A 25,321-nucleotide genomic window follows, 5' to 3' on the forward strand; every position below is an offset into this window, starting at 1 on the left:
AGACATCTAAAAAACGAAAAATCAAACTATCGGATGCTGAATCGTTTAATGAAAAATAGCGTTTTGGAACTGGAGCCAATAATTTCCAAATCCTATCCCGCACAAAACAACAAATATTTTTTTGGGGGGCCGCTGGCTATTTCGCCGTTATAATTTCGGTTAGTGATTACAACGGGAAATAACCTTTCGCATTTTTCTTCAGGTCATCTGCGTTTTACGCAATGCCATGAAATCGAGCAGACCCCCGGTCAGGATCCCGGCAATAGCCAGCAGGGCGCCCGCGTCCAGAAGAAGCGCTTCGAACGGGAGTGCCAGTGACGTGCTGGCGTTAATAATCAGCACCACAAGCCAGAGTGCCAGAGCAACGCAGCCCACCATTAACAGACGTAACGCAAAACGGTAGGCGGTATGATATTCGGTGCGCGGCATAAAGTGTTCGGTCCGCTGCGTATATTCCAGCGTCTGACGGCAGACCAGCAGCAATAAAATTCCCGGCACGGCAGCCACGACAGAGAAGAGATAAAACGTTGGCCAGCCGTGGGCTTCCACGAACCAGCCCGCAATCGGTCCAACGTACACGCGACCCACGGCAGAGAGCGCCGAGAGCAACGCAAACTGCGTAGCGGAAAATGATTTATTGCAAAGCGTCATCAACAGGGCAACAAATGCCGCGGTGCCCATGCCGCCGCAGAGGTTCTCGAAGAACACCGCCGCGGCCATGCTGATCATATGTTTATCGGTAATCGACAGCAGCCAGTAGCCCGCGTTAGAGGCTCCCTGAAGGATGCCGAAAATCAGCAGTGCGCGAAACAGGGTCAGGCGCTGCATCAGCACGCCGCCATACAGCGCGCCCACAATCGTCGCAAACAGTCCCAGCGTTTTGTTTACCACACCCACTTCACCGGCATCAAAACCGACACCGCGTATCAGGAAGGTGGTGGTCAGGCTCATGGCAAACGCATCCCCCAGCTTATAAAGGACGATGAGCAGCAGGATCAGCCAGGCATTGTTGCGACCAAAAAAGTCGCGCAGCGGTTCGGCCACGGCCTGCTCCAGCGAGCGGGGGACCGGAATGACATCACTTGGTTCGGGAGCAAAGATCGTCGCGATAATGCACGGGATAAGCAGGGCGGCCATCAGCCAGTACATACCCTGCCAGCCGAGGTAACGGTCAGCCAGCCACAGTGCCAGTCCCCCGGAGACCAGCATCCCGAGGCGATAGCCCAGCACGCTGATTGCGGCACCGGCGCCGCGCTCTTCCGCAGGCAAAACGTCCGTCTTCCAGGCGTCAAAGACAATATCCTGGGAGGCGGAACAGAAGGCAATCACGACCGCAAGCGCGGCCATCCAGCGAAGCTGTGTGGTGGGCTCAAGAAAACCCATCGCCGCAATGGCCAGCAGCAGCAAGACTTGCGTCATCACTAACCAGCCGCGACGACGTCCCAGGAAAGGTGGCGTGTAGCGATCCATGACCGGAGACCACAGGAACTTAAAGACATAGGCCTGACCGACAAGCGAGAAGAAACCGATGGTTTTAAGGTCGATATTCTCGACCGTCATCCACGCCTGAAGCGTGCCGGAGGTGAGCGCGAGAGGTAAACCCGAGGCAAAGCCGAGGATCAGCAGAATCGCTGATTTCGGTTGCTGGAAAATGCGTAAGTAATGGCTGGACATGTTCTTATGAACTGACCCGGTGAAGCACCGGGTCAGTCGGCAGGATTAACGTGCGTTCTGCTTGATGAAGTCGTGGATGCTGGTGTCCTGCGCCATGTCGGAAATGGTATCCGTCAGCACGCTGTTAACCGCATCAGCAATATTTTTATTCGATGCCTGGAACGCGCCTTCGACAGAGTAGCTCGCACGGTAGTTTTTGGTCATCTTATTACCGTTTTTCGCGGTAGCAATGATGGCGATATCCGCTTTGGTCGCGATGTTGTAACGCACGTTGCCCTGAGACACGTCTGCGTACAGGTTGTTAACGATGATCTGCAGATCAACCGCACCGCTTGGGCCAATCATATAGCCGCGAGCGGTCATTTGCTTCTCAAGCACTTCCTGCAGCAGGAAACGCAGGTCGCGGGACGCGGTCAGGGTTACCTGCTGGTTATCGCGGGTCACTTTTGCCAGAGCCTGGTCCTGACGCTGATCGGCACCGTTAATGCTCACGGTGACGCCCATCAGGCTTGGATCCTGCTGAGGCAGCGTAATTTTTGGTGAGACATCAATGGTGGTAGGCGGGGTTGCACAGCCTGCCAGCATAAAAAGGGCTACCAACGGAAAGAAGAGTTTTTTTAACATTTTCGGGTTCTCAACGAATCGTAAGCATATAAAGAGAAAAATTGCCGTCATCATAACATCGCCAACGGCGAGGGGAAGTGGTCAACGCATGTAAATTCATCGCCTTGTCCGAAAACTGACCAGCTTACCCAATTTCCCCTCTCGCGAATGATGAAAGGTATGAGTCTCGCAGTGAACTTCATTCGTTTGAATGAGAAAATCAGACGAAAGCTAAATATTTGTTGTCAAGGTGTAATGGAAACGGTAAAAGCGGCTAACATTTAAAGGGATGGGTGACATCCTGGCGTTGTCGGAGGAGTAATTTCATGATGATACGTGAGCAGATAGAAGATAAATTAAGGGCAGCGTTCAACCCTGTGTTCCTCGAAGTCGTCGACGAGAGCTATCGTCATAACGTGCCGGCAGGTTCTGAAAGCCACTTTAAAGTGGTTCTGGTTAGCGATCGCTTCACGGGAGAACGTTTCCTGAACCGACACCGCTTGATCTACAGCACCTTGACGGAAGAACTCTCCACCACCGTGCATGCGCTGGCACTGCATACCTATACCATTAAGGAATGGGAAGGCTTGCAGGATACGGTTTTCGCATCACCGCCGTGTCGCGGTGCAGGCACCATCGCCTGATAAATCGGATTTGCAACGGCTGGAGCTTTTCCAGTATGTTGCTTACAGATTTCCTCAAAACGGCCTCCGGGCCGTTTTGTTTTGTCTGAGTTTTGAGCGGATGGAGCGATTTTAAGGCTAAAAATAGCCTTAAAGTGTGAAAAAAGCCGCAGCAACATGCCCCAACCGTTCTCGACTCACCTAAGTGATGCCGCTATAATGCCGCGTCTTATTGAATGTCTTCGGGATGATTCTGGCGACAGGGAATGTGAATCTGCACTAAGAGAGCATCCCGGTATAACAGACAGATTCAGAGTTGACCGAGCACTGTGATTTTTTTGAGGTAACAAGATGCAAGTTTCAGTTGAAACCACTCAAGGCCTTGGCCGCCGTGTAACGATTACTATCGCTGCTGACAGCATCGAAACTGCTGTGAAAAGCGAGCTGGTCAACGTAGCAAAAAAAGTACGTATTGACGGCTTCCGTAAGGGCAAAGTTCCAATGAATGTTGTTGCTCAGCGTTATGGCGCCTCTGTGCGTCAGGATGTGCTGGGTGAACTGATGAGCCGCAACTTTATTGATGCGATCATCAAAGAAAAAATCAATCCGGCCGGCGCGCCAAACTACGTTCCAGGCGAATACAAACTGGGCGAAGACTTCACTTACTCCGTAGAGTTCGAAGTGTACCCGGAAGTTGAGCTGAAAGGTCTGGAATCTATCGAAGTTGAAAAACCGATTGTCTCCGTGACTGACGAAGATGTTGACGGCATGCTGGACACCCTGCGCAAGCAGCAGGCGAACTGGAAAGAGAAAGAAGGCGCTGTTGACGCGGAAGACCGTGTGACCATCGACTTCACCGGTTCTGTAGACGGCGAAGAGTTCGAAGGCGGCAAAGCGTCTGACTTCGTACTGGCAATGGGCCAGGGTCGTATGATCCCAGGCTTCGAAGACGGTATCAAAGGCCACAAGGCTGGCGAAGAGTTCACTATCGACGTGACCTTCCCTGAAGAATACCACGCTGAGAACCTGAAAGGTAAAGCAGCGAAGTTCGTGATCAACCTGAAGAAAGTGGAAGAGCGCGAACTGCCAGAACTGACTGAAGAATTCATCAAGCGTTTCGGCGTGGAAGATGGTTCAGTTGCTGGCCTGCGTACCGAAGTGCGTAAAAACATGGAGCGCGAGCTGAACGGTGCTGTGCGTAACCGTGTGAAATCTCAGGCGATTGAAGGTCTGGTGAAAGCGAACGACATCGACGTTCCTGCAGCCCTGATCGACAGCGAAATCGACGTGCTGCGCCGTCAGGCTGCACAGCGTTTCGGTGGCAACCAGCAGCAAGCGATGGAACTGCCACGCGAGCTGTTTGAAGAGCAAGCGAAACGTCGCGTTGTTGTTGGCCTGCTGCTGGGCGAAGTGATTCGTACCCACGAGCTGAAAGCTGACGAAGAGCGCGTGAAAGGCCTGATCGAAGAGATGGCTTCCGCATACGAAGATCCATCAGAAGTGATCGAGTTCTACGGTAAGAACAAAGAGCTGATGGACAACATGCGCAACGTCGCACTGGAAGAGCAGGCTGTTGAAGCGGTTCTGGCGAAAGCGAAAGTGACCGAAAAAGCGACCTCTTTCAACGAACTGATGAACCAGCAGGCGTAATAACGCCCTAACGGTTTAAAGTTTGACCAAAAAACCCGTTGCCCTCCGGCGACGGGTTTTTTTTATCGCAGCTTTAGTCCTGGAAGGGTGCTAAAACGCCCTTTCAGTGTTAGCGTTACAACAAAAGGTTGTTATGCTTGAAATAGGGCGTGGCGAACCCCATAAGTATGTAATCACGATGATTGAGACTGGCTGATAATCCGTCCATAAGGTTACAATCAGTACAGCAGGTGTTTTCAATTTTGAACCAGGAGACGGAAATGTCATACAGTGGCGAACGAGATAACTTTGCACCCCATATGGCGCTGGTGCCAATGGTTATTGAACAGACCTCACGTGGTGAGCGTTCTTTCGATATCTATTCCCGTCTGCTCAAGGAACGCGTTATCTTTCTGACCGGCCAGGTAGAAGACCATATGGCTAACCTGATCGTAGCGCAGATGCTGTTCCTGGAAGCGGAAAACCCGGAAAAAGACATTTACTTGTACATCAACTCGCCAGGCGGTGTGATTACGGCGGGTATGTCCATTTATGACACCATGCAATTCATCAAGCCAGATGTCAGCACGATCTGTATGGGTCAGGCTGCATCCATGGGTGCCTTCCTGTTAACCGCAGGGGCGAAAGGTAAGCGTTTCTGCCTGCCTAACTCCCGTGTGATGATTCACCAGCCGCTGGGTGGTTACCAGGGGCAGGCGACGGATATCGAAATCCACGCCCGCGAAATTCTGAAAGTAAAAGCGCGCATGAATGAACTTATGGCGCAGCATACAGGTCAATCTCTCGAGCAGATCGAGCGCGATACCGAGCGCGATCGCTTCCTCTCTGCTCCAGAGGCAGTTGAGTACGGCTTAGTCGACTCCGTATTGACCCATCGTAATTGATGCCCGCGACGCGAGTGTGCCGCTATACTAAGGTAGGGCGGCACGCTGCTTTAAGCAGTACGCGTCTTAGAATGGCATTTGCGTCGTCATGTGCGGCACAAAGAACTTAAAAAGAGGTTTGGACTCATGACAGATAAACGCAAAGATGGTTCGGGCAAACTGCTGTACTGCTCTTTTTGCGGCAAAAGCCAGCATGAAGTGCGTAAACTGATTGCCGGGCCGTCCGTGTATATCTGCGACGAATGTGTTGATTTATGTAACGACATCATTCGCGAAGAGATTAAAGAAGTTGCGCCGCACCGTGAGCGTAGCGCATTGCCAACGCCGCATGAAATTCGTCATCACCTTGACGACTATGTCATCGGACAAGAGCAGGCGAAGAAAGTGCTGGCGGTAGCGGTATATAACCACTACAAACGTCTGCGTAACGGCGACACCAGTAATGGCGTAGAACTGGGTAAAAGTAACATCCTGCTGATCGGACCGACGGGTTCCGGTAAAACGTTGCTGGCGGAAACCCTGGCGCGCCTGCTGGATGTTCCGTTTACCATGGCCGATGCCACCACCCTGACCGAAGCCGGTTATGTGGGTGAAGACGTTGAGAACATCATTCAGAAACTGCTGCAGAAGTGCGATTACGACGTACAGAAAGCACAGCGCGGCATTGTTTATATTGATGAGATCGACAAGATCTCCCGTAAATCAGACAACCCGTCCATCACCCGTGACGTGTCGGGTGAAGGCGTGCAGCAGGCGCTGCTGAAGCTGATCGAAGGTACGGTTGCCGCCGTTCCACCGCAGGGGGGGCGTAAGCATCCTCAGCAGGAGTTCCTGCAGGTTGATACCTCCAAGATCCTGTTCATCTGTGGCGGTGCGTTTGCCGGTCTGGATAAAGTCATTTCCCACCGTGTTGAAACCGGCTCCGGCATTGGTTTCGGCGCGACGGTAAAAGCCTCGTCCGAAAAACCGAACGAAGGTGAACTGCTTTCGCAGGTTGAACCTGAAGATCTGATCAAATTCGGTCTGATTCCTGAGTTCATTGGCCGTCTGCCCGTTGTGGCAACGCTGAATGAGCTGAGTGAAGAGGCGCTGATTCAGATCCTGAAAGAGCCGAAAAATGCGCTGACCAAGCAGTACCAGGCGCTGTTCAATCTGGAAGGGGTTGACCTGGAATTCCGTGACGAAGCGCTTGATGCGATTGCTAAGAAAGCGATGATCCGTAAAACCGGTGCGCGTGGTCTGCGTTCAATCGTTGAAGCGGCGCTGCTCGACACCATGTACGATCTGCCGTCGATGGAAGATGTTGAGAAAGTGGTTATCGACGAGTCCGTAATCAGCGGCCAAACCAAGCCGCTGCTGATTTACGGTAAACCGGAAGCCCAGCAGGCATCTGGCGAATAATTCACCAAATCATACAAGCAGTTAATTAAAAAGGGGGGATTTTATCTCCCCTTTACTTTTTCCGTATTCATAGCGTTGAATGTGTGGGAAACATCCCCATATACTGGATACATGTTAATGGTTATGTGAAGTACAGTGACATGACCAGCTTACCTGGCGGACACTAAACTAAGAGAGAGCTCTATGAATCCTGAGCGTTCTGAACGCATTGAAATCCCCGTATTGCCGTTGCGCGATGTGGTGGTTTATCCGCACATGGTCATACCCTTGTTTGTAGGGCGGGAAAAATCTATCCGTTGCCTCGAAGCCGCCATGGATCATGATAAAAAAATCATGCTGGTGGCGCAGAAAGAAGCATCGACGGATGAGCCGGGTGTAAACGATCTTTTCACCGTCGGGACCGTGGCCTCTATTTTGCAGATGCTGAAGCTGCCTGACGGCACCGTGAAGGTGCTGGTCGAAGGGCTGCAGCGTGCGCGTATTACCACTCTGTCAGATGACGGCGAACACTTCTCTGCCAAGGCAGAGTACCTTGATTCGCCTGAGCTTGATGAGCGCGAGCAGGAAGTGCTGGTGCGCACCGCAATTAGCCAGTTTGAAGGCTATATCAAGCTGAATAAAAAAATCCCACCAGAAGTGCTGACGTCGCTGAACAGCATCGACGATCCTGCGCGTCTGGCGGACACCATCGCAGCACACATGCCGCTGAAGCTGGCTGACAAACAGTCCGTGCTGGAAATGTCCGACGTTAACGAACGTCTGGAATACCTGATGGCGATGATGGAGTCTGAAATCGATCTGCTGCAGGTTGAGAAACGTATTCGCAACCGCGTCAAAAAGCAGATGGAGAAATCTCAGCGTGAGTACTATCTGAATGAGCAAATGAAAGCGATTCAGAAAGAGCTCGGCGAGATGGACGACGCGCCGGACGAAAACGAAGCGCTGAAGCGTAAAATCGACGCGGCGAAGATGCCGAAAGAGGCGAAAGAGAAAGCCGAAGCAGAACTGCAGAAGCTGAAAATGATGTCTCCAATGTCGGCTGAAGCAACCGTCGTACGCGGCTACATTGAGTGGATGGTGCAGGTTCCGTGGAACGCCCGCAGCAAGGTCAAAAAAGACCTGCGTCAGGCGCAGGAGATCCTGGATACCGACCACTACGGCCTGGAACGCGTGAAAGACCGCATTCTTGAGTACCTCGCGGTACAAAGCCGTGTAAACAAAATCAAAGGCCCAATTCTGTGTCTGGTAGGACCGCCGGGGGTGGGTAAAACCTCTCTGGGACAGTCCATCGCCAAAGCGACCGGACGTAAGTATATCCGTATGGCGCTGGGTGGCGTACGCGATGAAGCGGAAATCCGCGGTCACCGTCGTACCTACATCGGTTCTATGCCGGGTAAACTGATCCAGAAGATGGCGAAAGTGGGCGTTAAAAACCCGCTGTTCCTGCTTGATGAGATCGACAAAATGTCTTCGGACATGCGTGGCGATCCGGCCTCTGCACTGCTGGAAGTGCTTGATCCAGAACAGAACGTGGCGTTCAGCGATCACTACCTGGAAGTGGACTACGACCTGAGCGATGTGATGTTCGTGGCAACCTCCAACTCCATGAACATTCCGGCCCCGCTGCTGGACCGTATGGAAGTGATCCGCCTCTCCGGTTACACCGAAGACGAGAAGCTGAATATCGCGAAACAGCACCTGCTGCCGAAACAGATTGAGCGTAACGCACTGAAAGCCAACGAACTGACCGTCGAGGACAGCGCGATTATCGGCATCATTCGCTATTACACCCGTGAAGCGGGCGTGCGTAGCCTTGAGCGTGAAATCTCTAAACTGTGCCGCAAGGCGGTGAAACAGCTGCTGCTGGATAAGAGCCTGAAACACATTGTGATCAACGGCGACAATCTGCATGCCTACCTGGGCGTTCAGCGCTTTGACTATGGCCGTGCGGATAACGAAAACCGCGTAGGCCAGGTGACCGGTCTGGCATGGACGGAAGTGGGCGGCGATCTGCTGACCATCGAAACCGCCTGTGTGCCGGGTAAAGGCAAGCTGACCTACACCGGCTCGCTGGGTGAAGTGATGCAGGAGTCCATTCAGGCGGCGCTGACCGTGGTGCGCGCGCGCGCGGAAAAACTGGGTATTAACCCGGATTTCTACGAAAAACGCGACATCCACGTTCACGTCCCGGAAGGGGCGACGCCGAAAGATGGTCCAAGCGCGGGTATTGCCATGTGTACGGCGCTGGTCTCCTGTCTGACAGGCAACCCGGTACGCGCTGATGTTGCAATGACCGGTGAAATCACTCTGCGTGGTCAGGTTCTGCCTATCGGCGGGTTAAAAGAAAAACTGCTGGCGGCACACCGTGGTGGGATCAAAACCGTATTGATTCCTTACGAGAATAAACGCGATTTGGAAGAGATTCCGGACAACGTAATTGCCGATCTGCAGATTCATCCTGTTAAGCGAATTGAGGAAGTTCTTACTCTCGCATTGCAGAATGAACCGTCCGGAATGCAGGTTGTAACCGCAAAATAGTGACCTCGCGCAAAGAGCGTCAATAAAAACAAGGCTGGTAAGGCATTTCGCACTTGCCAGCCTTTTTTTGTATAGCTAATTTAGATTGCTGATTAGGTCAGCCATCAACAACGGGTGTTGTAAGGTCATGGCAGGCCTGATATAACTGCTGCGCGGTCGCGTTGTGAAGGACTCAGACGCGATATAAATTATAAAGAGAGGAAGAGAACAGTGAATAAATCTCAACTGATTGACAAAATTGCTGCTGGTGCTGATATTTCTAAAGCTGCAGCTGGACGTGCGTTAGATGCATTAATTGCTTCTGTTACTGAATCTCTGCAGGCTGGAGACGACGTTGCACTGGTAGGCTTCGGTACTTTTGCTGTTAAAGAGCGTGCTGCCCGTACTGGCCGCAACCCTCAGACCGGTAAAGAGATCACCATTGCTGCTGCTAAAGTGCCGGGTTTCCGTGCAGGTAAAGCGCTGAAAGACGCAGTAAATTGATTGCTTTCCCGTTTCAGGGAAGCCGGAAAGTACAAGGGCGCATCATTTGATGTGCCTTTTTTGTTTGTCCAGACCTGATTTGTGCGAGTTTATGCGAGTTGTGGGCTGACAATCGCCCCGTTTTCTTGTCACAATACGCCTTTACGCGCGACGGGCAGGATTTTCCGTCAGCGTCAGGTAACCAGTCACCTACAGCGGAGTGTTGTTACACCATGATGGACAGCTTACGCACGGCTGCTAACAGTCTCGTGCTCAAGATTATTTTCGGTATCATTATCGTGTCGTTCATATTGACCGGCGTGAGCAGTTACCTTATTGGCGGTGGCGCGAACTATGCCGCAAAAGTGAATGGCCAGGAGATCAGCCGTGGTCAGTTCGAGAATGCTTTTGCCGGTGAACGTAACCGTATGCAGCAACAGCTGGGCGACCAATTCTCTGAACTGGCGGCGAATGAAGGGTATATGAAGACCCTGCGCCAACAGACGCTGAACCGTCTTATCGACGAAGCGTTACTGGATCAGTATGCCAAAAAGCTGGGTCTTGGCATCAGCGATGAGCAGGTGAAAAAAGCGATCTTCGCCACTCAGGCCTTCCAGTCAAACGGTAAATTCGACAACGCCCGTTACAATAGCATCGTCAACCAGATGGGTATGACGGCTGACCAATACGCTCAGGCGTTGCGTAAACAACTGACAACTCAGCAGCTTATCAATGCCGTTGTGGGCACCGATTTCATGCTCAAAGGTGAGACGGAAGAGCTGGCCGCGCTGGTGGCGCAGCAGCGCGTTGTCCGTGAAGCGACCATTGATGTTAACGCCCTGGCGGCCAAACAGCAGGTCAGCGACGCGGAACTGAACGCCTGGTACGAGCAGAACAAAAATACCTTCGTTTCTCCAGAGCAGTTCCGCGTGAGCTACATCAAGCTGGATGCTGCCGGGCTGCAGGAAACGGCGTCTGATACAGAAATTCAGTCTTACTACGATCAGCATCAGGATCAGTTCACTCAGCCGCAGCGTAACCGCTACAGCGTGATTCAGACTAAAACCGAGGCTGACGCCAAAGCGGTACTGGATGAGCTGAATAAAGGGGCTGATTTCGCCACCCTCGCGAAAGCAAAATCCACCGATATTATCTCTGCCAAAAACGGCGGTGATATGGGCTGGCTGGAAGACGCAACCACGCCGGACGAACTGAAAAATGCGGGTCTGAAAGAGAAAGGCCAGCTTTCTGGTGTCATTAAGTCTTCCGTTGGTTTCCTGGTCGCGCGTCTGGACGACATCACCGCGGCGAAAACCAAGCCGCTGGCTGACGTTCGTGATGATATCGCGGCGAAAGTGAAACAGGAAAAAGCGCTGGATGCCTACTACGCACTTCAACAGAAGGTGAGCGATGCCGCCAGCAACGACAACGAATCGCTGGCGGGTGCTGAGCAGGCTGCTGGGGTGAAAGCGGTTGAGACGGGCTGGTTTGGTCGTGACAACCTGCCGGAAGAGCTGAACTTTAAACCGGTTTCAGACGCCATCTTTAATGGTGGTCTGGTGGGCGAGAACGGCACGCCAGGCAGCAACTCTGACATCATTACCGTCGACGGTGACCGTGCGTTCGTGCTGCGCGTCAGCGAGCACAAGCCGGAAGCGGTCAAACCGCTGGCAGAAGTGAAGGATCAGGTTGCCGCTCAGGTTAAGCACAACAAAGCGGAACAGCAGGCGAAACTGGATGCTGAGAAGATTCTGGCTGATCTGAAAGCGGGCAAAGACGATGCGCTGAAAGCGGCAGGCCTGAGCTTCGGTGAAGCGAAAACGCTGAGCCGTACCGGTCAGGACCCCATCAGCCAGGCTGCGTTTGGCCTGACTCTGCCTGCGAAGGACAAACCAAGCTTCGGCACCACCACCGATATTCAGGGTAACGTTGTTCTGCTGGCGCTGGACGAAGTAAAAGCCGGTACCCTGCCAGAAGCGCAGAAGAAGGCGATGGTTCAGGGCATTACCCAGAACAATGCTCAGATTGCTTTCGAAGCCATGATGAGCAACCTGCGTAAAGACGCCAAAATCAAGCTGGGCGATGTGATGACTCAGCAGCAATAATTACGTCTCTGCTCGCAGATTTTCGTAACGCTCTGCAAAAACTAAAGGCCGCTTTCGCGGCCTTTTCCATTTCTGCAATCTGCTGTTTGTAGCTGTTTTTCCGGGCGGCTATCGTGACGTGGCTGTCAACAAACAAGGAGAAAACAGCATGAAATGTGGAATCAAATCACTGTTAATTGCGCTGGCTATTGCCACCACCGGGATGACCACGAGCGCGCTGGCCGCGACGCCCGCAGCCAAAGCACAGACGGTGCAGAGCAAGTCTGACGCCTCAGCGTCAGTGCAAGGGCAATCCAAAGCGGCTGATGCCGGTAAAACGGCGGATGATGACGGTACGCGGGTCAGTATCAATTCGGCCTCTGCGGAAGATCTTGCCCGCGCAATGAACGGTGTCGGCCTGAAAAAAGCACAGGCCATCGTCAGCTACCGCGAAGAGTATGGTCCTTTCAAAACTGTCGACGACCTCAAACAGGTGCCGGGCATGGGCAGCGCGCTGGTGGAGCGTAACCTCTCACACCTGACGTTGTAATCTCACAATTACTTGCACTGCGGCGATAATTTGCCAGGATAAAGAGGTCATACCAGTTATGACCTCTGATCCTATAACAACAGTAAAGGCTATTGCGCTATGCAGACAAAAATCAAAGTACGCGGTTACCACCTTGATGTTTACCAGCACGTTAACAACGCCCGCTATCTTGAGTTCCTTGAGGAAGCGCGCTGGGACGGGCTGGAAAACAGCGAAAGCTTTCAGTGGTTGACCGCGCATAACATCGCGTTCGTGGTCGTCAATATCAACATCAACTACCGCCGCCCGGCCGTGCTGGGTGATGTACTCACGGTGACCAGTCAGGTGCAACAGCTCAACGGCAAGAGTGGTGTATTAAGCCAGGTGGTGACGCTCGATCCTGAAGGGCAGGTGGTGGCTGATGCACTGATCACCTTTGTCTGTATCGATCTGAAAACCCAGAAGGCTCTGCCGCTGGAAGGGGCATTGCGGGAGAAGCTGGAGTTGATGATCGTTTAGAAATTTTGTCTTTTATAAAAGACAAAACGTTTTTCCAGGGATAGAATCATGGACAGGGACTACGTTGTTGAACGCTACCGTACCCGTGACGGAAAAGTGCCATTTGAGGAGTGGGTAGCGAAGATGAAGCGAAAGGATCCGGAATTAGTGTTTCGGATTCTTTTGCGAATTGACCGTGCAGAGAAAGGGAACTTCGGCGATTACCGGTATCTCAGAGATGGTATCTGGGAATTGAAAATTGATTGTGGTCCCGGATATCGAATCTATTTTGCAGTACAACATCGGGAGATCCTATTGTTGCTGATTGGGGGTGACAAAAAGAGTCAAAAGACCGATGTGAAACTGGCAATTGATTACTGGAATGACCATCAAAAGGAGAAATCCGATGAGCAAAAGCGAACGAAAATTCTCTAGCTCCGTCAGTCACGATGAAGCCGTCGTAAAAATGCTTCGCGAAAACCCTTCCTACGCTCAGCTATATCTGCAGGTTGCGTTGGATGAGATTTATGAAGACCAGGGAATCCCTGCATACTTAATCGCGCTAAGACGTGTTATCGAATCCCGCGGTGGCATAGGTGAAATTGCTGCCAAATCCGGTCTGTCCCGCCAACAGTTATACCGAACCTTATCTGACAACGGTAACCCAACGCTGACGACGCTAATGAAAGTGACTCGTGCTGCCGGCGTAAAACTGTTCGACAGCACGGTTAAGTAGCGTTATTTAAGCCCGGTCTTTTGCTTCATTGCGGCCATCACGCCGGCTTTATCGGCCAGATAGTGGTTCAGCCCGTTAGCGCGAAGATTACAGGCCGCACACTGGCCGCAACCGTCGCCTTTGATGCCGTTATAGCAGGTGAGGGTTTCACTGCGAACCAGATCCAGCTTGCCCCAGTAGTCCGCCAGGGCCCAGGTTTCGGCTTTATCCAGCCACATCAACGGCGTCTCAAAGCGCGTCTCTTTCGCCATGCCCAGATTGACGGCGTGGTTTAATGCTTTCACGAATTCGTCACGGCAGTCCGGGTAGCCGGAGAAGTCTGTTTCGCATACGCCGGTGATTACCGCTTCTGCTTTCACCTGGTAGGCGTAGATCGCCGTCAGGGTCAGAAACAGAATATTGCGGCCCGGTACGAAGGTATTCGGAATGCCGCTGGCATCGGGTTCATAATCCGGTACAGGAATGCTGTCGCGGGTGAGGCTACTGACAGCCAGTTCATTTAACAGCGTAACGTCCAGCACCTTGTGCGCGCGTGCCCCCAGTTTGAGGGCCAGTTCACGGGCAACGTCGATTTCAGCGCGGTGGCGCTGACCATAATCGAAGGTCACACAGTGAACTTCATCATACTGATGAAGGGCCTGAACCAGGCAAGTAGTAGAGTCTTGTCCTCCGCTGAACACGACGACGGCACGTTTCATAAATCATCTCAACAGTTACGGTAAAAACGTTATGTTACCGCCTGGCTACGGCGGCGACCAGCTTCTTCACGATTTGGGGGCAGGCAGCCAGGCTTCGGTAAAATCAAACCAGCCGCGGGTGTTAAGGCGTATCCCGTTTACGCCTGGCGGCGCGCTGATTTGATACTGATAATTAAAGAGCGGCGTCAACACCGCGTTCTCCATTAAGCGGCTGAAAATGGCTTGCAGCCCCGCGTGTCGGTCCCGGGACTCGGCTTGGGCCTGCACCGCATCCAGCGTGGCTTGCAAATGAGCGTAAGCCGGTCCGCTTAACACATGCGGCCAAAGCGCATCACAGCGGAGCCACTGCTCAAGCGTATACGCTGGCGCTTCGCCAATCAGCTTATCTCCCATCATGATGTCTGCATCGGCAAGCTGCTGGCATCCATCCCACGTCTTCGCGTCGTGAAAGATGACGGTCAATTCACAACCCTGCAGGGCGAGGTACTCCTTCAGCTGGCTGGCCATGGTGTGAAGCTCAACGGGCAGATGATAAACCAGCGTCAACGCCTCAGGGAGGGCAATGTCCGTCAAATCAGGCCATTCCGGGATTGTCCAGCCGGGAAGCAGTTCATGAGTTGGCGTGATGAGCCCTTCGTTGAGCGGAAGCGTGTGCAGAAGCCTGGAGAGATGAATGATATTAATCAGCCGCTTTGCCTGGATCTCACTCAGCCGCGCGCTCTGTTTCAGCGTGAGATAACAGAAGCCCAGGCTGGTGCTGCTGCTCACCAGCCGCAGGCTTTCGAGCTCATCGGCCTCGCCAATGGCGATTTGCACCGGGTGGCGACAGCTGGTACCCAGCCTGTAATCAAAAAGCTGGGGAGTGATCCAGTACTCGATGGCCTTAAGCAGCGGATGACTCAGGTGGTACTGCTCATGGCTTTCCAGGCGTACCAGATCGGGCTCAAAGAGGGTCAACCGGAAGGGACCACTGCCGACGACCGGGCGATCGGGATGCGCCAGACGGCTACAGTAGGTTGCCAGCCTGTGCGCCAGCCAGTAGTCCGGTTGATGTAAAACAAACGTCAGACATTGCGGATGTGTGGTTTCGACAGACAAGACGCTCTGAAAAAGCGTTCGCATGATGGGCTGCGCTAACAACGCCGTCAGGCTTCGCTGGAGTTGCGCCGTTTCTATTTTATCGCCGTCATGCCAGTGCAGCGTGGAGCGAATATAGAAATGCCAGCGCAGCCCGTCAGCAGAGACCTCCCAGTGATGCGCCAGATCGCCGGTGGGTTCACTGCTGTTACCGTTAAATCGCGTCAAGCCTGAGAACACCTGTCCTGCCAGATGTTGCTCGGCCCGGCCCGGTAAAAAACCCGGCTGAAGGGGCTCCAGCGAGCGATAGTAGGGGATGCGCAGCGTCGGCGTGTCGTTTTGCCATTGCCCACCCAAAAACGGATGCAGTAACGAACGCAGCTCGTCAGGCGCAAGCTGGGCCAGCTCCAGCGCGTTATGCTGCTGTCCGCTCTTCAGCGCTTCTTCCATCATCATATTGCGCAGGGACTCCGGGGTGGCATGGAACGTCAGTTCGCCGCGCTTGCCGCGACCAGACTGCGCGCGCCAGCTCAGCCAGCCCGCCTCCTGAGCCTGACGCAGCAGCGTTCGGACATGACGCTCGCTACAAAAACAGCGGGCTGCCAGCTCGCTGATAGTGACCTGCTGCGTCGCACCTTCGGACGGCTGCCATAAACGGTGATACTGGTTAAGACGGTTAAGCTGACGCATAGAAACCCGGAACAATAATTATCATCTATTCACTATTACTTCCGTATATCTCACCTGATACTGATGCACAAGCTAATCGCATCACATTTCAGGAGTCATCATGGCCCGCCTCGCTGCATTTGATATGGACGGTACGCTGTTAATGCCGGATCACCGTCTGGGAGAGAAAACGCTGAGTGCCCTGAAGCGCCTGCGCGAGCGAGATGTCACTCTGACATTTGCCACCGGCCGACATGTTCTGGAGATGCGCCATTTACTGGGCGCGTTTTCTCTTGATGCTTTTCTGATCACCGGAAACGGAACGCGCATTCACACCGTCGAAGGGGAGGTACTGCACCGTCAGGATCTTAACCCGGAAGTGGCGGATATCGTCCTGCACAGCACCTGGGACACACAGGCCAGTGTCCACGTTTTTAACGATCAAGGCTGGTTTACCGGAAGCGAAATCCCCGAGTTACTGCATGCGCATGTCTATAGCGGTTTTAAATATCAGCTTATCGATCTGCGCCGGATCCCCGCCCACGCGGTGACCAAGATCTGCTTCTGTGGCGATCACGACGATCTGCGACGCCTGCGCATCCAGTTAAATGAGGCGCTCGGCAACCGGGCGCATCTGACCTTCTCGGCGGTAGATTGTCTGGAAGTATTACCCGTGGGCTGTAACAAAGGTTCCGCCCTGGCGGTACTGAGCGACCATCTGGGCTTAACGCTGCAGGATTGTATGGCATTTGGCGACGCCATGAATGACCGAGAGATGCTGGGCAGCGTGGGGCGCGGCTTGATTATGGGGAATGCGATGCCGCAGCTGATTGCCGAGCTTCCTCATCTGCCCGTTATCGGACACTGCGGTAACGAAGCGGTGTCCCATTTTTTGACTCATTGGCTGGACAACAACAACCTCCCTTATTCCCCCGAATAGCGAGCGCCTTCCAGCAAGCCAGACGTCGGTCTGGCTTTTTTTTATTTCAGCAGCTGTGCAATCTGCACTTTCCACGGCGTGATGTCGCCGATGTTAGCCTGTACCCATTCTGCATTGTAGTAGGTCTCAAGGTAGCGCTCGCCGCTGTCGCACAGCAGCGTGACGATGGAGCCGGTACGCCCTTCCTCACGCATGCGTGCCGCCAGCTGCAGTGCGCCCCACATATTGGTGCCTGTCGATGCCCCGACTTTGCGGCCAAGCTGGGTTTCCAGCCAGTGTGCGGTTGCCACGCTGGCGGCATCCGGCACGCGAAGCATTTCATCCACTACATCCGGGATGAATGACGGTTCCACGCGCGGGCGGCCAATTCCTTCAATTTTACTGCCTGACGGGCTGCGAAGATCGGCATCGCGGCTCTGCCAGTAGTCGAGGAACACCGAGTTTTGCGGGTCAACCACCATCAGTTGGGTATCGTAGCCCTGACAGCGAATGTAGCGTCCTATGGTGGCTGAGGTACCACCGGTACCGGCGCTCATCACAATGTACGACGGCACGGGGTGCGGCTCGTGGGTCATCTGGCGGAAAATACTGTCAGCGATGTTGTTATTGCCGCGCCAGTCCGTTGCGCGTTCGGCGAAGGTAAACTGGTCCATATAGTGGCCGTTGAGCTCACGGGCCAGCATTTCAGAGGCGGCGTAGATTTCGCAGGCACTCTCAACGAAGTGGCAGCGACCACCGTAAAATTCGATCTGCTCGATTTTGCGTTTTGCAGTGCAGGAGGGCATCACCGCGATAAACGGCAGGCCCAGCAGGCGGGCAAAATAGGCTTCGGACACGGCGGTTGAACCGGACGAGGATTCAATAATGGTAGTGCCTTCTTTGATCCAGCCGTTACATAAACCGTATAAAAACAGTGAGCGCGCCAGGCGATGCTTCAGGCTGCCGGTCGGATGGGTGCTTTCATCCTTCAGATAGAGCTGAATACCGTCAAATCCCGGCAGGGAAAGGCGGATCAGGTGGGTATCCGCCGAACGCTGGTAGTCGGCATTGATTTCGCTGATGGCATGTTTAACCCAGGAGCTATTCATCGTAATTATCCGTTTGTCATTTTGTGCCCAGCATAGCGAAAAGCACAGAAAAAATTGTTGCTATCTGGCCTTTAAAATAGAATGAAGGGAGAAAAATTTTCTCTGTGAGGTGGGTATGCTAGATAAAATTGACCGTAAGCTCCTTTCCTTGCTGCAAAGTGACTGTACCCTCTCTTTGCAGGCGCTGGCAGATGCCGTTAATCTGACCACCACACCGTGCTGGAAGCGCCTTAAGAAGCTCGAAGATGATGGCATTTTGCTGGGGCGCGTCGCGCTGCTCGATCCCGAAAAACTGGGGCTTGGGTTGACGGCATTTGTGCTGATTAAAACCCAGCACCACAGCAGCGAGTGGTATTGCCGCTTTGTTACTCAGGTCTCTGAGATGCCCGAGGTGCTCGGTTTCTGGCGAATGGCCGGCGAGTACGATTACCTGATGCGCGTCCAGGTGGCAGACATGAAGCGCTATGATGACTTCTACAAGCGGCTGGTGAACAGCGTTCCGGGCTTATCAGACGTCACCTCAAGCTTCGCCATGGAACAGATTAAGTACACCACAGCCTTACCCATTGAATAACTTCGTAAAAAACCTTCAGGAACAAACCGCGTGCGATTATTTGCCCAATTAAGCTGGTACTTTCGTCGGGAGTGGCAACGCTACCTCGGTGCAGTGGCCCTGCTTATTATCATTGCCATTCTGCAGCTGATCCCGCCGAAAGTGGTGGGGTACGTCGTGGATGGCGTCACCGAACAGCATTACACCACCGCACGGGTGTTGATGTGGGTCGGCACGCTGGTGCTGACGGCCGTCATTGTTTATCTCCTGCGCTACGTCTGGCGCGTGCTGCTGTTTGGTGCGTCCTATCAGTTGGCCGTTGAGCTGCGTGAAGATTTTTACCGCCAGCTGAGCCGACAGCATCCCGAATTTTATCTGCGCCATCGCACCGGGGACCTCATCGCCCGTGCCACGAACGATGTCGATCGCGTGGTCTTCGCCGCCGGAGAAGGGGTATTAACGCTGGTGGACTCGCTGGTGATGGGCTGTGCGGTATTGATTGTCATGTCCACCCAGATCAGCTGGCAGTTGACCCTTCTGGCGCTGCTGCCGATGCCGCTGATGGCATTGGCGATCAATCGCTACGGCGAACAGCTGCACGAGCGCTTCAAACTGGCGCAGGCGGCATTTTCGTCTCTGAACGATCGCACTCAGGAGAGCATGACCAGCATTCGCATGATCAAAGCCTTTGGTCTGGAGGACCGGCAGTCCGCGCTGTTTGCCGCCGATGCGGCAGACACGGGGGCGAAGAACATGCGCGTCGCGCGCATTGACGCCCGTTTTGACCCGACAATCTATGTTGCGATTGGCATGGCCAACCTGCTGGCTATCGGAGGCGGTAGCTGGATGGTGGTACAGGGGACGTTAACCCTGGGACAATTGACCAGTTTTGCGATGTATCTCGGGCTGATGATCTGGCCGATGCTGGCTTTAGCCTGGATGTTCAACATTGTGGAGCGGGGCAGCGCCGCCTACAGCCGCATTCGCGCCATGCTGGCCGAAGCGCCGGTGGTGACTGACGGCAGCGAAGCGGTCCCGGAAGGGCGAGGCGTGATGAAGGTCGACGTCCGTCAATTTGTCTATCCGCAGACGGCGCATCCGGTACTGGAGAACGTCAGCTTTACGCTTCAGCCCGGCCAGATGTTGGGTATTTGTGGTCCTACGGGGGCCGGAAAAAGTACCGTCCTCTCTCTGCTCCAGCGCCACTTTGACGTCACCGAAGGGGATATTCGTTTCCATGATATTCCCCTGAAGAACCTGCTGCTGGATGAGTGGCGTGGCCGCCTGGCGGTGGTCAGCCAGACGCCGTTTTTATTTTCGGACACCGTGGCGAATAACATCGCCCTCGGATGCCCTGCGGCGACGCAGGAGGAGATCGAGCATGTGGCGCGTTTAGCCAGCGTACATGATGATATTTTGCGTCTGCCGCAGGGGTACGAAACGGAAGTCGGGGAGCGTGGCGTCATGCTGTCCGGCGGGCAGAAACAGCGTATTTCGATTGCCCGTGCGCTGCTGCTGAATGCCGAAATCCTGATCCTGGATGATGCGCTCTCCGCTGTGGATGGCCGTACCGAGCACCAGATCCTGCATAACCTGCGTCAGTGGGGCGACGGTCGCACGGTGATTATCAGCGCTCACCGTTTGTCGGCGCTGACCGAAGCCAGCGAAATTCTGGTATTGCAGCACGGGCACATTGCCCAGCGCGGGCAGCATGAAAATCTTGTTGAGCAACCGGGCTGGTATCGCGATATGTATCGCTATCAACAGCTTGAAGCGGCGCTGGATGATGCCCCCGAACAGAATGAGGAGGCCGCTAATGCGTAAGCTCGGAACGATGTCGCCGACGCTCAAACGTCTGCTGGCCTACGGCTCGCCGTGGCGTAAACCGCTGTCCGTGGCCGTGCTTTTACTCTGGATAGCGGCGATTGCAGAAGTGAGCGGGCCGCTGCTCATCAGTTACTTTATCGACAATATGGTCGCCAAAAGCTACCTGCCCCTGGGGCTGGTGGCGGGTTTAGGCGTCGCTTACGTTGGGTTACAGCTGACGGCGGCAGGACTGCACTATGCGCAGTCGCTGCTGTTTAACCGCGCAGCCGTTGGTGTCGTTCAGCAGTTGCGTACGGATGTAATGGACGCCGCGCTTCGCCAGCCGCTCAGCGAGTTTGATATTCAGCCGGTCGGGCAGGTTATCTCCCGGGTAACCAACGATACCGAGGTGATCCGCGATCTGTACGTCACCGTGGTGGCGACGGTGCTCCGAAGCGCGGCGCTGATTGGTGCGATGCTGGTGGCAATGTTCAGTCTCGACTGGCGCATGGCGCTGGTGGCGATCACGATCTTCCCGGCGGTGCTGATCGTCATGGTCATCTACCAGCGCTACAGCACGCCAATCGTGCGTCGGGTACGAGCCTATCTGGCCGACATCAACGATGGCTTCAACGAAGTCATCAACGGCATGAGCGTTATCCAGCAGTTCCGCCAGCAGGCGCGCTTTGGTGAACGGATGGGCGAAGCCAGCCGCTCGCACTATATGGCACGCATGCAGACGCTACGGCTTGACGGTTTTCTGCTGCGTCCGCTGCTGAGCCTTTTCTCTGCGCTGGTGCTTTGCGGTCTCCTGATGCTGTTTGGGCTGAGCGCTAACGGTACGATTGAAGTGGGGGTGCTGTACGCCTTTATTAGCTATCTGGGGCGCCTTAACGAACCGCTGATCGAGCTCACCACCCAGCAGTCTATGCTGCAACAGGCTGTGGTCGCCGGTGAGCGTGTGTTCGAGCTGATGGACCGGCCGCGACAGGCCTACGGCAACGATGAACGGCCTTTGCAAAGCGGTGCCATTGATTTTGATAATGTCTCGTTTGCCTATCGCGAAGACCGGCTGGTGTTGCAGGATATCTCACTTGATGTTCCGTCGCGTGGTTTCGTGGCGCTGGTGGGCCATACGGGAAGCGGTAAGAGCACCCTTGCCAGCCTGTTAATGGGGTACTACCCGGTTACGCACGGTGAAATCCGGATCGACGGACGTCCGCTCGCGTCTCTTAGCCACAACGTGTTGCGTAAAGGCGTCGCGATGGTGCAGCAGGATCCGGTCGTCCTGGCCGATACCTTCTATGCGAACGTGACCCTGGGGCGGGACTACACGCAGGAGCAGGTCTGGGAGGTACTGGAAAAAGTGCATCTGGCGGATCTGGCGCGCGGGTTTAGTGAGGGGATCAATACGAAGCTGGGCGAGCAGGGGAACAATCTCTCCGTCGGGCAAAAACAGCTCCTCGCCCTGGCGCGGGTGCTGATTGAAACGCCGCAGGTTCTGATTCTGGATGAAGCGACAGCCAGTATTGACTCCGGTACCGAGCAGGCCATTCAGCAGGCGCTGTCGGCCGTGCGTGACCATACGACGCTGGTGGTGATTGCCCACCGTCTTTCCACCATCGTTGATGCCGATACCATTCTGGTGCTACATCGCGGCCAGGCCGTTGAACGGGGTACGCACCGTGAACTGCTGGAAGCCAAGGGACGTTACTGGCAGATGTATCAGCTTCAGCTGGCAGGCGAAGAGCTGGCGGCAAGCGTGCGTGAGGAAGAATCGCTGAGCGCCTGATGCACCAAAATGAGGCGACGCGCTAACAGTCATTCCTGTTGGTGCAAAACGGAAACGCACCCTGCACCGGCATGGTGCGTTTTTTTTCACCGGTTCGTTTATCAAGGCCGTGTAGCGCTCTTTGCACCGCAGTTCCTTCTGGTTTTCATTTCTGGCACACCCCTTGCAATACCTTCTGCGTAAGCTGCGGCCATTACCGAATTCTGACTGGAGGGGATCTATGAAGCTGGTTACGGTTGTAATCAAACCATTCAAACTCGAAGACGTGCGTGAAGCGTTGTCTTCCATGGGTATTCAGGGACTGACTGTCACCGAAGTGAAAGGCTTTGGTCGTCAGAAGGGTCATGCCGAGCTTTACCGCGGGGCGGAATACAGCGTTAACTTTCTGCCAAAAGTAAAAATTGATGTCGCGATTGCTGACGATCAGCTTGATGAAGTCATTGATGTCATTAGCAAAGCGGCCTACACAGGCAAAATTGGCGACGGCAAAATTTTCGTTGCCGAACTGCAGCGCGTCATTCGCATTCGTACCGGCGAATCTGACGAAGCGGCACTGTAAGTAACTCCTGGCACACAGTGATAGGGATCGAGAAAATGAAGATAGCAACACTTAAAACGGGTCTGGGTTCGCTGGCACTGCTGCCGGGCCTCGCGCTGGCTGCCCCTGCGGTGGCAGATAAAGCCGATAACGCCTTTATGATGATCAGCACCGCGCTGGTGCTGTTCATGTCAATTCCGGGGATTGCCCTGTTCTACGGCGGTCTGATCCGTGGCAAAAACGTTCTCTCCATGCTGACCCAGGTAGCCGTGACCTTCGCACTGGTCTGCGTGCTGTGGGTGGTTTACGGTTACTCGCTGGCCTTTGGCACCGGCAACGCCTTCTTCGGTAACTTTGACTGGGTGATGCTGAAAAATATTGAGCTGACCGCGCTGATGGGCAGTTTCTACCAGTATATTCACGTTGCGTTCCAGGGCTCGTTCGCCTGCATCACCGTCGGGCTGATTGTAGGCGCGCTGGCCGAGCGTATTCGTTTCTCTGCCGTTCTGATCTTTGTGGTGGTCTGGCTGACGCTCTCCTATGTGCCGATTGCGCACATGGTCTGGGGCGGCGGTCTGCTGGCAACGCACGGCGCGCTGGACTTCGCGGGCGGTACCGTCGTACATATCAACGCCGCGGTAGCGGGTCTGGTTGGCGCATACCTGATTGGCAAACGCGTGGGCTTCGGTAAAGAAGCGTTCAAACCGCACAACCTGCCGATGGTCTTTACCGGTACCGCGATCCTCTACTTTGGCTGGTTTGGCTTCAACGCCGGGTCTGCAAGCGCAGCAAACGAAATCGCCGCGCTGGCCTTCGTGAACACCGTCGTGGCCACAGCCGGTGCGATCCTCTCCTGGGTCTTCGGTGAGTGGGCGGTGCGCGGTAAACCTTCCCTGCTGGGTGCCTGTTCTGGCGCAATCGCGGGCCTGGTCGGTATCACGCCTGCCTGTGGTTATGTGGGTGTCGGTGGTGCGCTGCTGGTAGGTTTGGTTGCAGGTCTTGCAGGTCTGTGGGGCGTTACGGCACTGAAACGCGTGCTGCGCGTTGATGACCCTTGCGATGTATTTGGTGTGCACGGTGTGTGCGGCATCGTCGGCTGTATCATGACCGGTATCTTCGCCGCGAAATCGCTGGGTGGCGTGGGCTATGCAGAAGGTGTCACTATGGTTCATCAAGTACTGGTGCAGCTGGAAAGTATTGCTATCACCGTGGTGTGGTCTGCCGTTGTCGCTTTTATTGGCTACAAGCTGGCGGACATGACTGTGGGTCTGCGCGTACCGGAAGAGCAGGAGCGCGAAGGTCTGGATGTGAACAGCCACGGCGAGAATGCGTATAACGCATAACCAACAGCAAAACGGCAATCTCGATTGCCGTTTTTAATGTTTATTCCCTCTCCCTGTGGGAGAGGGCCAGGGTGAGGGCATCAGGCAGCACGTTATTAACCGCGATTACGCATTACCCCTTCCTGCACCGTTGAAGCGACCAGCACGCCGTCCTGCGTATAAAACTCTCCACGCACAAACCCGCGAGCGCTCGATGCCGACGTACTCTCCACGCTGTAAAGCAGCCACTCATTCATGTTGAAGGGACGGTGGAACCACATGGAGTGGTCGATGGTCGCGACCTGCATCCCTTTTTCGAGGAACCCGACGCCGTGCGGCTGCAGCGCCACCGGCAGAAAGTTAAAATCTGACGCATACCCGAGCAGATACTGATGCACGCGGAAATCTTCCGGCACGGTACCGTTGGCGCGGATCCAGACCTGACGTTTCGGCTCGGCGGTGTGACCCTTCATCGGGTTATGGAACTCGACGGGGCGGATCTCCAGCGGTTTATCGCACAGAAATTTCTCTTTGACCTGTGGCGGAAGCAAATGCGCCAGCGCACGGGCGATATCGGTCTCTGATTTGAGCGTGTCTGGCGACGGTGCCGGCGGCATCGTTTTCTGATGCTCGTATCCCGGTTCCGGTGCCTGGAACGAGGCGGTCATATAGAAGATGGGCTTACCGTTCTGAATGGCCGCCACGCGGCGGGCACTGAAACTATTACCGTCACGCAGAACTTCAACATCATACACAATCGGTTTTGCGCTATCGCCAGGGCGTAAGAAATAGCTGTGGAACGAATGCACCAGACGGTCTGCCGGGACGGTCTCCTTTGCCGCGTACAGCGCTTGTCCAACGACTTGCCCACCGAAGACCTGGCGCAAGCCTAAATCTTCACTCTGTCCGCGAAAGAGTCCTTCCTCAATTTTTTCCAGATTCAGTAATGTCAGCAGATTGTTCAGTGCCTGACTCATAGTTGTCCTCAATAAACGCCGTAGCGAAAGATAGGCAGAGTATAACGCAGAAATGTAAGTGGTCCGATGGGTAGAATAATCTTAATATCGGCACGTTTTCAGGCATTAATCGGTGATCTGTGCCACAATTGAATACGTTATGTGATTGAAACGACATCGGATGGGATCGATCCCGCTGG

23 protein-coding genes are annotated in these 25,321 nt (G+C 54.3%); 17 read left to right on the forward strand and 6 right to left on the reverse strand.

Features of this window, described 5'->3' with window-relative positions; genetic code table 11:
• Positions 1-198 precede the first annotated feature (198 nt).
• On the reverse strand, positions 199-1,674 hold the full coding sequence (ampG, locus tag L3068_RS04880; protein WP_023332233.1) for a muropeptide MFS transporter AmpG: 1,476 nt from the start codon (positions 1,672-1,674) through the stop codon (positions 199-201).
• Positions 1,675-1,719: 45 nt separating this feature from the next.
• A complete protein-coding gene (locus L3068_RS04885) occupies positions 1,720-2,298 on the reverse strand; it encodes a lipoprotein (RefSeq protein WP_014882772.1) in 579 nt (192 codons plus the stop codon).
• A 305-nt stretch (positions 2,299-2,603) separates the two neighbouring features.
• On the opposite strand from L3068_RS04885, the gene bolA reads away from it, so the two are divergent.
• The 11 genes from bolA to L3068_RS04940 all read left to right on the forward strand — a co-directional run bounded on the left by bolA (position 2,604) and on the right by L3068_RS04940 (position 13,682).
• Positions 2,604-2,921, forward strand: a complete 318-nt coding sequence (gene bolA, locus L3068_RS04890) for a transcriptional regulator BolA (RefSeq protein WP_013095855.1) — start codon at positions 2,604-2,606, stop codon at positions 2,919-2,921.
• Between the two features lie 330 nt (positions 2,922-3,251).
• The gene (tig, locus tag L3068_RS04895) at positions 3,252-4,550 is read left to right on the forward strand and encodes a trigger factor (RefSeq protein ID WP_014882773.1); all 1,299 of its coding nucleotides are present in this window, start codon (positions 3,252-3,254) and stop codon (positions 4,548-4,550) included.
• Positions 4,551-4,810: 260 nt separating this feature from the next.
• Complete coding sequence (gene clpP, locus L3068_RS04900) at positions 4,811-5,434, forward strand: ATP-dependent Clp endopeptidase proteolytic subunit ClpP (protein ID WP_014069126.1); 624 nt, start codon at positions 4,811-4,813, stop codon at positions 5,432-5,434.
• Positions 5,435-5,560: 126 nt separating this feature from the next.
• A complete protein-coding gene (gene clpX, locus L3068_RS04905; RefSeq protein ID WP_014882774.1) occupies positions 5,561-6,835 on the forward strand; it encodes an ATP-dependent protease ATP-binding subunit ClpX in 1,275 nt (424 codons plus the stop codon).
• 183 nt (positions 6,836-7,018) lie between these two features.
• Positions 7,019-9,373 (forward strand): endopeptidase La, encoded by a 2,355-nt coding sequence (gene lon / locus L3068_RS04910; RefSeq protein ID WP_014882775.1) that lies wholly within the window; start codon positions 7,019-7,021, stop codon positions 9,371-9,373.
• Between the two features lie 210 nt (positions 9,374-9,583).
• Positions 9,584-9,856, forward strand: coding sequence for a nucleoid-associated protein HU-beta (hupB, locus tag L3068_RS04915; protein ID WP_002444653.1), 273 nt, complete (start codon positions 9,584-9,586; stop codon positions 9,854-9,856).
• A 212-nt stretch (positions 9,857-10,068) separates the two neighbouring features.
• Positions 10,069-11,940 (forward strand): peptidylprolyl isomerase, encoded by a 1,872-nt coding sequence (gene ppiD, locus L3068_RS04920; protein ID WP_214602851.1) that lies wholly within the window; start codon positions 10,069-10,071, stop codon positions 11,938-11,940.
• A 148-nt stretch (positions 11,941-12,088) separates the two neighbouring features.
• A complete protein-coding gene (locus tag L3068_RS04925) occupies positions 12,089-12,469 on the forward strand; it encodes a helix-hairpin-helix domain-containing protein (RefSeq protein ID WP_047344471.1) in 381 nt (126 codons plus the stop codon).
• A gap of 99 nt (positions 12,470-12,568) precedes the next feature.
• Positions 12,569-12,967, forward strand: coding sequence for a YbgC/FadM family acyl-CoA thioesterase (locus tag L3068_RS04930; RefSeq protein WP_014882778.1), 399 nt, complete (start codon positions 12,569-12,571; stop codon positions 12,965-12,967).
• 48 nt (positions 12,968-13,015) lie between these two features.
• Complete coding sequence (locus L3068_RS04935; RefSeq protein ID WP_117581156.1) at positions 13,016-13,381, forward strand: type II toxin-antitoxin system RelE/ParE family toxin; 366 nt, start codon at positions 13,016-13,018, stop codon at positions 13,379-13,381.
• Positions 13,353-13,682 (forward strand): addiction module antidote protein, encoded by a 330-nt coding sequence (locus L3068_RS04940; RefSeq protein WP_014882780.1) that lies wholly within the window; start codon positions 13,353-13,355, stop codon positions 13,680-13,682. Before L3068_RS04935 ends, L3068_RS04940 begins: the two co-directional genes overlap by 29 nt.
• A gap of 2 nt (positions 13,683-13,684) precedes the next feature.
• Here the strand turns inward: L3068_RS04940 and queC are convergent, their stop codons facing one another.
• Both queC and L3068_RS04950 read right to left on the reverse strand, forming a co-directional pair.
• On the reverse strand, positions 13,685-14,380 hold the full coding sequence (gene queC / locus L3068_RS04945) for a 7-cyano-7-deazaguanine synthase QueC (RefSeq protein ID WP_014882781.1): 696 nt from the start codon (positions 14,378-14,380) through the stop codon (positions 13,685-13,687).
• 66 nt (positions 14,381-14,446) lie between these two features.
• On the reverse strand, positions 14,447-16,147 hold the full coding sequence (locus L3068_RS04950) for an SgrR family transcriptional regulator (protein ID WP_047344470.1): 1,701 nt from the start codon (positions 16,145-16,147) through the stop codon (positions 14,447-14,449).
• Positions 16,148-16,247: 100 nt separating this feature from the next.
• Here L3068_RS04950 and cof point away from each other — a divergent pair, with 100 nt between their 5' ends.
• Positions 16,248-17,066, forward strand: a complete 819-nt coding sequence (gene cof / locus L3068_RS04955; RefSeq protein WP_014882783.1) for an HMP-PP phosphatase — start codon at positions 16,248-16,250, stop codon at positions 17,064-17,066.
• Positions 17,067-17,107: 41 nt separating this feature from the next.
• Here the strand turns inward: cof and L3068_RS04960 are convergent, their stop codons facing one another.
• Complete coding sequence (locus L3068_RS04960; RefSeq protein WP_117581154.1) at positions 17,108-18,154, reverse strand: PLP-dependent cysteine synthase family protein; 1,047 nt, start codon at positions 18,152-18,154, stop codon at positions 17,108-17,110.
• Positions 18,155-18,269: 115 nt separating this feature from the next.
• Between L3068_RS04960 and L3068_RS04965 the strand changes: the two genes are divergently transcribed.
• The 5 genes from L3068_RS04965 to amtB all read left to right on the forward strand — a co-directional run bounded on the left by L3068_RS04965 (position 18,270) and on the right by amtB (position 24,186).
• Complete coding sequence (locus tag L3068_RS04965) at positions 18,270-18,728, forward strand: Lrp/AsnC family transcriptional regulator (protein ID WP_008503307.1); 459 nt, start codon at positions 18,270-18,272, stop codon at positions 18,726-18,728.
• 30 nt (positions 18,729-18,758) lie between these two features.
• Positions 18,759-20,531, forward strand: coding sequence for a SmdA family multidrug ABC transporter permease/ATP-binding protein (locus L3068_RS04970; RefSeq protein ID WP_045134720.1), 1,773 nt, complete (start codon positions 18,759-18,761; stop codon positions 20,529-20,531).
• Positions 20,524-22,305, forward strand: a complete 1,782-nt coding sequence (locus L3068_RS04975; RefSeq protein WP_214602852.1) for a SmdB family multidrug efflux ABC transporter permease/ATP-binding protein — start codon at positions 20,524-20,526, stop codon at positions 22,303-22,305. The genes L3068_RS04970 and L3068_RS04975 overlap by 8 nt, the downstream gene beginning before the upstream one ends.
• Before the next feature lie 220 nt (positions 22,306-22,525).
• Positions 22,526-22,864: a P-II family nitrogen regulator gene (glnK, locus tag L3068_RS04980; RefSeq protein WP_008503304.1), complete on the forward strand. Its 339-nt coding sequence runs from the start codon at positions 22,526-22,528 to the stop codon at positions 22,862-22,864.
• A 35-nt stretch (positions 22,865-22,899) separates the two neighbouring features.
• Entirely contained in the window at positions 22,900-24,186 is a 1,287-nt protein-coding gene (amtB, locus tag L3068_RS04985) for an ammonium transporter AmtB (RefSeq protein ID WP_014882787.1), read from the forward strand.
• 95 nt (positions 24,187-24,281) lie between these two features.
• Here amtB and tesB read toward each other — a convergent pair whose 3' ends face one another.
• On the reverse strand, positions 24,282-25,142 hold the full coding sequence (tesB, locus tag L3068_RS04990) for an acyl-CoA thioesterase II (protein WP_014882788.1): 861 nt from the start codon (positions 25,140-25,142) through the stop codon (positions 24,282-24,284).
• Positions 25,143-25,321 lie beyond the last annotated feature (179 nt).

The sequence above is a fragment of the Enterobacter cloacae complex sp. ECL414 genome (genome assembly GCF_021869685.1).
GTDB lineage: Bacteria > Pseudomonadota > Gammaproteobacteria > Enterobacterales > Enterobacteriaceae > Enterobacter > Enterobacter kobei.

Bases quoted from the DNA above. Each gene is read 5' to 3' on its own strand.
- ampG (WP_023332233.1), bottom strand. From the start codon at position 1,674: ATGTCCAGCCATTACTTACGCATTTTCCAGCAACCGAAATCAGCGATT.
- L3068_RS04885 (WP_014882772.1), bottom strand. From the start codon at position 2,298: ATGTTAAAAAAACTCTTCTTTCCGTTGGTAGCCCTTTTTATGCTGGCA.
- bolA (WP_013095855.1), top strand. From the start codon at position 2,604: ATGATGATACGTGAGCAGATAGAAGATAAATTAAGGGCAGCGTTCAAC.
- tig (WP_014882773.1), top strand. From the start codon at position 3,252: ATGCAAGTTTCAGTTGAAACCACTCAAGGCCTTGGCCGCCGTGTAACG.
- clpP (WP_014069126.1), top strand. From the start codon at position 4,811: ATGTCATACAGTGGCGAACGAGATAACTTTGCACCCCATATGGCGCTG.
- clpX (WP_014882774.1), top strand. From the start codon at position 5,561: ATGACAGATAAACGCAAAGATGGTTCGGGCAAACTGCTGTACTGCTCT.
- lon (WP_014882775.1), top strand. From the start codon at position 7,019: ATGAATCCTGAGCGTTCTGAACGCATTGAAATCCCCGTATTGCCGTTG.
- ppiD (WP_214602851.1), top strand. From the start codon at position 10,069: ATGATGGACAGCTTACGCACGGCTGCTAACAGTCTCGTGCTCAAGATT.
- L3068_RS04925 (WP_047344471.1), top strand. From the start codon at position 12,089: ATGAAATGTGGAATCAAATCACTGTTAATTGCGCTGGCTATTGCCACC.
- L3068_RS04930 (WP_014882778.1), top strand. From the start codon at position 12,569: ATGCAGACAAAAATCAAAGTACGCGGTTACCACCTTGATGTTTACCAG.
- L3068_RS04935 (WP_117581156.1), top strand. From the start codon at position 13,016: ATGGACAGGGACTACGTTGTTGAACGCTACCGTACCCGTGACGGAAAA.
- L3068_RS04940 (WP_014882780.1), top strand. From the start codon at position 13,353: ATGAGCAAAAGCGAACGAAAATTCTCTAGCTCCGTCAGTCACGATGAA.
- queC (WP_014882781.1), bottom strand. From the start codon at position 14,380: ATGAAACGTGCCGTCGTCGTGTTCAGCGGAGGACAAGACTCTACTACT.
- L3068_RS04950 (WP_047344470.1), bottom strand. From the start codon at position 16,147: ATGCGTCAGCTTAACCGTCTTAACCAGTATCACCGTTTATGGCAGCCG.
- cof (WP_014882783.1), top strand. From the start codon at position 16,248: ATGGCCCGCCTCGCTGCATTTGATATGGACGGTACGCTGTTAATGCCG.
- L3068_RS04960 (WP_117581154.1), bottom strand. From the start codon at position 18,154: ATGAATAGCTCCTGGGTTAAACATGCCATCAGCGAAATCAATGCCGAC.
- L3068_RS04965 (WP_008503307.1), top strand. From the start codon at position 18,270: ATGCTAGATAAAATTGACCGTAAGCTCCTTTCCTTGCTGCAAAGTGAC.
- L3068_RS04975 (WP_214602852.1), top strand. From the start codon at position 20,524: ATGCGTAAGCTCGGAACGATGTCGCCGACGCTCAAACGTCTGCTGGCC.
- glnK (WP_008503304.1), top strand. From the start codon at position 22,526: ATGAAGCTGGTTACGGTTGTAATCAAACCATTCAAACTCGAAGACGTG.
- amtB (WP_014882787.1), top strand. From the start codon at position 22,900: ATGAAGATAGCAACACTTAAAACGGGTCTGGGTTCGCTGGCACTGCTG.
- tesB (WP_014882788.1), bottom strand. From the start codon at position 25,142: ATGAGTCAGGCACTGAACAATCTGCTGACATTACTGAATCTGGAAAAA.